Here is a 4,876-nt window from a genome sequence, read left to right as displayed (position 1 = left end):
GCTCGTCGGGCTCATAACCCGAAGGTCTCAGGTTCAAGTCCTGACTCCGCAATTCCTTAAAAGGCTATTTCTTAGAAATAAGAAGTAGCCTTTTTGTATTGGATTTGTTAGACTAATCGAGATAATCTATATAGAATTATATAAAAATAAAAAATGTAAAGTAAATCGGGTGTTGAAATATTTAGACTTATGATAAGAAGTTTTAAAATAAATAATTGCTCAAGTGAGGCGTTTATTATGAGAAAAAAAGAATATACCTATTTTTAATGCTTAGTGTCATAGTTTCTATGATGGTTGCTATTCGTTATCGTCCACAATCACTTCGAAATGTTATGCCTAAAGAACTTTGGCAAGAAACTAATGAGTACCAGATTGCTGAATTTGATACATTTGATACCCATCATTTTACTACTGATAAGATTGATTTAAATATGGAAGAACTATTTCCAAATGTAAAAGTACAAGGGCCTTTTAAAGAAAAGGATACAGCAATAGGTTATACATGGATTGATCTTCGCCCTAGAATCAATGAGACTAAAGAAACCGGTACTTATAAGAATTTAAGAATAAATATTATTCGTGAAGAAATAAATAAGAAGCATGTACACTCTTTGAATATTGGTAATCAATGTTATAAGGTTATTTCTGGTAAAGATGAGATTGATACCTTTATAGAACAAATGTATTTACTAGTCGAGAAAAATAATTAGATAATTTATGGAGAGATGAAGGAGATGAAAAAAGTAATTTTTGGCTCAGTGATGAAGAAATAAATTTAACAAAATAAATAGTAAGTTATCTGAAGTTTGGCGGCCAAAAAGTGAGTGCTCACGTGATGCACTCGCTTTAAGTTTAGAAAGCCACCGCCAAAGTTTAGATAACTATCATTGAACTATAACTGCGGAACTTTAGAATAGCTATGGGGAAAGGAACTTCTTACTTCTCTCTAAAATAAGAAGTTGTCCGTAAAAATTTTGAAAATTTCTGACTAGATTGTATGATAATACCCCTTTATAGGCAAAACTAAACATAGTTCCCCCCTCCCCATTTAAGGGGCAAGAAGGAAAATATATTTAATTAGGGTATTTAGGTGGTGGTAAGCCATAATGGTGGAGCTTATCATAACCACAACAAGGGCAAAGGTTAGGGCTTCTACCAAGTATCTTTCTAAGGAGATCTTCGGTGGAAGCTTTTGCTTTATCCTGAATTTTAGTGTGAGTTAACTTCTTACATAAAGGCAGGCTAAACTGTTTACCTCGACTTGATAAAAAACCGTAATGTCGGATTTTCATAAATCTCGTAGGTAAAATGTGTGTAAGAAAACGACGGATGAATTCTTCACTTGAGAGCACCATTACTTTTTCTTTTTTATGATCTTTATAGTCTCTCCATTTAAAAGATACTTGTCCATCTTGTAGTTTTAAAATGCGGTTGTTTGAGAGAGCTACTCGATGTGTATAACGCCCAAGATACTCTACTACACAAGAGGCATTTTTAAATGGTGGTTTACAGTAAACTATCCATTCTTTTTGATAACACTTATCTAGTAGTTTTTTGAAATTTATTGGATCTTGTAAATAGAATTGTTTCCCACGAAAAGACAGTTGTTTTGTTTTTAGCTGTGCAAGAAATTTACCTTTAAATTTTTTAGAAAGTACTTTAACTGGAAGAAAAAACTTTTATCTAGAATGAACCCATTTATTCATGCTATTTAATCCACCAGCTGGAATAATGCAATGTATATGAGGATGATACATAAGGGTTTGCCCCCATGTATGAAGTACACAAGAAAAACCAAGCTTTGCACCAAGATACTTTTTATGAAGACCCAGCTCTTGTAGTGTTTCTGATACAGCCTAAAACATGAGATTATAAAGTGATTTTTGTTTTTGATAGATGATAGGATTAAGTTCTTGAGGAAGTGTAAAAACCACATGAAAATATCTAACATTTAGTAGATTAATCTTTTGGTTTTCATGAGGATCGGTATGGGCAATACGAAGGTATCTCATTGTTGTTACAAGTGTAGAATGACCTAAAAGTCTTTGTATAAAGAAGATGTTAACACCATCTTCCATAAGATGAGTTGCATAAGAGTGCCTCAAGGTATGAACGGTTGCATAACATTTAATACCTGATAGAGCATAGTATTTTCTAAAGGCTTCCTGTATTGCGCTCCTGAAAGACAATCATCCCCATAACGACTAAGAAAAAGATATCCTAGAGGGTGTTTGGGGCGAGTTGTTTTGTAGTATTCTCTAAGCAATTCAAGAGATGATGGGGCCAAAGGGACATATCTATCTTTTTGTCCTTTCCCCTGATAAATGAATAAACGCATATGCGTACTATCTACATCTTGTATACGTAGTTTTTGAACTTCAGATAAGCGAAGTCCACAACCATAGGTAATAGAAAAAATAGCTTTGTAACGTGGGTCATCAATTACTTGTAAAAAAGTTAATATTTCTGATCTTGTTAATGCATTGGGAATTTTATTGGGAAGCCTTTTTCTAGGAATACGCTTATAATTCAGGTTTTGTTCAAGTGTTACCTCAAAAAGAAAACGTAATGCACTATTATAATTATTAAAAGTAGTTGGTTTAAGATGTCTCTCACGGTTAAGATACTCAAGAAAAATCCTAAACTCTTTTTCAACCATTTCATCAGCTGGCCTATTAAAGTACCTCATAAAAAATGATGCTTGGGCACAATAGGATACAACTGTTTTTTCACTCATCCCCCGTAATCGTATATCAGTCGCTAACTTCTCTAAAACTTCTTCTTGTGTCATAAAAAAACTCCTTCAAAATAGATTTGTACTTTGAGTACTTCTGAATTTTGAAGGATAAGTATATAAAATATATAATTTAAAGATTATAATAGATTTAAGTGATGCAGTGATTACAAGTTTAGACAGCCACTGCGATAGCAGTTTAGTTCAATAGATATTTGTTTATTCCAGTAAATTAGGACTTATTAAAAGTAGGAGGCATTATGATTACAAAAGATGAATACGTAAAGATACAAAGTAGATTGGATGATTTCAAATATAATTCCCTAAAATATACAGAATTTGAGAGCATTAAAACTTATAATATTTTGTATAATGATGAAAATATTATCCTGATATATGGTTATAACTCAGAGGACAAATTAAATCAATATCATTGGGCATGTAATAGAGTAGAAATTTTACTAAAAGCTATGAATAGTGAAAATACAGATGTCCTTATTACATTTATTCCCAAAGAGTGGGTAAATCCTTTAAAACAAGCAGATTTTGAGATGTATGCAGTATGGAATGATTATTTCTCTGAAAGCATAAACTTAGCAGATACAAAAGTGGACATAGATAAAATTCAAGCCAATGAATATGATAAAGTATCTGAGGTAACATTAGCTTGTCGAGGACAAAGTAGAGGTTTCTCAGGACAAACAACGGAATGGGTTAGACAATGGGTGGAAGGCAGAGAACCTGCGTTACCAAGTCATGCGATAAATAGTACGATCCTCGTAAAAAGACTAAATACTAACGTAGTAGGAGCTATTTGTATTGCTACATATGCACATGAAAGTGAAAAAGGAGCAATTTTATGGTTAAGAGAAGTAGCTGTTCATCCAAACTATCAAAGAAAAGGTATTGCCAGAGAACTGATTAAGCAAGCATATCAATATGGTAAAACTGTTGGAGCAACCAGAGCATTTTTAATGGCAGATGAATGTAATGAACATGCTATACATCTATATGAAAGTATGGGATTTAAAGGTTGCCCAGATGAAGTTGAAATCAATATGATAAAATTGTAAATCAACCCATCAAATAGTTAATTCAAGTAATAGATAATTTATAAGTTAATAGACTAGAGAGAAACCGCATATTGAATGGGTATTTAATCTTGAGAAAGAAGTAAATTTTTTAAAAGGAACATTTTCAGGGAAAATTTATACAATCATTAATAGTAAGACAGGTTCCTCGGCAGAAAATGCTGTAGGCTATTCTAAGTGCATAAAAAATAATGTATTGATTGGAGAAAACACATGTGGGATGGGACTATTTGGTGAAGTACAAGCATTTGCTTTGAAAAATTCTTTTATAGTATTAGGCATTCCTTCTAAAAATTTTTGAGTAAATCTAAAGAAGGCGAAGGATATACACCAGATTATTAGGTTGACTGTGTAGATATTGAAGGAGAAGTAATTAAGTGGATTAGAGATGCAGAATCATATATGCCTCAATGTGAATAACAAGTATTATCTGTAGCACAACAGTTTTTCTAATGGGATTCAATACATAGTTATTCTGTCACGCGAATTAGCCCCTTCAGTCGAAGGGGCCATCTTTTTGTACTATATCCTCAATATAATCTAACAAGGCCCAAGATATAAAATTAAAAGTTTTATAAGTAGTAAAAAGCATTGACAAGTTATATGATATGGGTTATTATATAACTATAGGTCGATATTTATAAATTTTATATGTTACTGAATATTATTTCACATACTATTAGAGATTATAGCTATTTACTCAATATAATCTGTAATAATATGTGAAATTTTTTATTTCCTATTGATTACAGAAATAAAAAATTAGGAGGTACCTCAAATGACAGGTACAGTTAAATGGTTTAACGCAGAAAAAGGTTTTGGTTTTATTGAAAGAGCAGACGGAGATGACGTTTTCGTACATTTCTCAGCAATCCAAGGAGATGGATTCAAATCTCTTGAAGAAGGACAAAGAGTAAACTTCGATGTTACAAAAGGTCCTCGTGGAGCACAAGCAGAAAACGTAACAAGAGCTTAATTTCATTATAAATGAAAAAAGGGGTGTCGCAAAACTAGGTAACTAGTTTTGTGGCACCTCTTTTTTGCATATATT

4 protein-coding genes and 2 pseudogenes are annotated in these 4,876 nt (G+C 32.3%); 4 read left to right on the top strand and 2 right to left on the bottom strand.

Going from position 1 to position 4,876, the window contains the following annotated elements; translation table 11 throughout:
* The first annotated feature begins 287 nt into the window (after window positions 1-287).
* Window positions 288-710, top strand: coding sequence for a hypothetical protein (locus tag RRY75_RS13880; protein ID WP_332717341.1), 423 nt, complete (start codon window positions 288-290; stop codon window positions 708-710).
* Window positions 711-1,073: 363 nt separating this feature from the next.
* Here the strand turns inward: RRY75_RS13880 and RRY75_RS14330 are convergent.
* A pseudogene (locus RRY75_RS14330) lies at window positions 1,074-1,832 on the bottom strand (IS91 family transposase).
* Window positions 1,833-1,856: 24 nt separating this feature from the next.
* Window positions 1,857-2,791, bottom strand: a pseudogene (locus RRY75_RS13870) (tyrosine-type recombinase/integrase).
* A 203-nt stretch (window positions 2,792-2,994) separates the two neighbouring features.
* Between RRY75_RS13870 and RRY75_RS13865 the strand changes: the two are divergent.
* The 3 genes from RRY75_RS13865 (at window position 2,995) to RRY75_RS13860 (ending at window position 4,801) form a co-directional block, all read left to right on the top strand.
* On the top strand, window positions 2,995-3,807 hold the full coding sequence (locus RRY75_RS13865; protein WP_332717332.1) for a GNAT family N-acetyltransferase: 813 nt from the start codon (window positions 2,995-2,997) through the stop codon (window positions 3,805-3,807).
* Window positions 3,808-3,877: 70 nt separating this feature from the next.
* Window positions 3,878-4,126: a S41 family peptidase gene (locus tag RRY75_RS14325; protein WP_442935447.1), complete on the top strand. Its 249-nt coding sequence runs from the start codon at window positions 3,878-3,880 to the stop codon at window positions 4,124-4,126.
* A 477-nt stretch (window positions 4,127-4,603) separates the two neighbouring features.
* Window positions 4,604-4,801 carry a cold shock domain-containing protein gene (locus RRY75_RS13860; RefSeq protein ID WP_332717329.1) on the top strand — a complete coding sequence of 66 codons (198 nt, stop codon included), beginning with the start codon at window positions 4,604-4,606 and terminating at the stop codon, window positions 4,799-4,801.
* Window positions 4,802-4,876 lie beyond the last annotated feature (75 nt).

The sequence above is a fragment of the Niameybacter sp. genome (assembly GCF_036655075.1).
Lineage (GTDB): Bacteria > Bacillota > Clostridia > Lachnospirales > Cellulosilyticaceae > Holtiella.
The sequence above is the reverse complement of the archived record's forward strand: the minus strand, read 5'-3'. Positions and strand labels throughout refer to the sequence as shown.

Bases quoted from the DNA above. Each gene is read 5' to 3' on its own strand.
- RRY75_RS13880 (WP_332717341.1), top strand. From the start codon at position 288: ATGATGGTTGCTATTCGTTATCGTCCACAATCACTTCGAAATGTTATG.
- RRY75_RS13865 (WP_332717332.1), top strand. From the start codon at position 2,995: ATGATTACAAAAGATGAATACGTAAAGATACAAAGTAGATTGGATGAT.
- RRY75_RS13860 (WP_332717329.1), top strand. From the start codon at position 4,604: ATGACAGGTACAGTTAAATGGTTTAACGCAGAAAAAGGTTTTGGTTTT.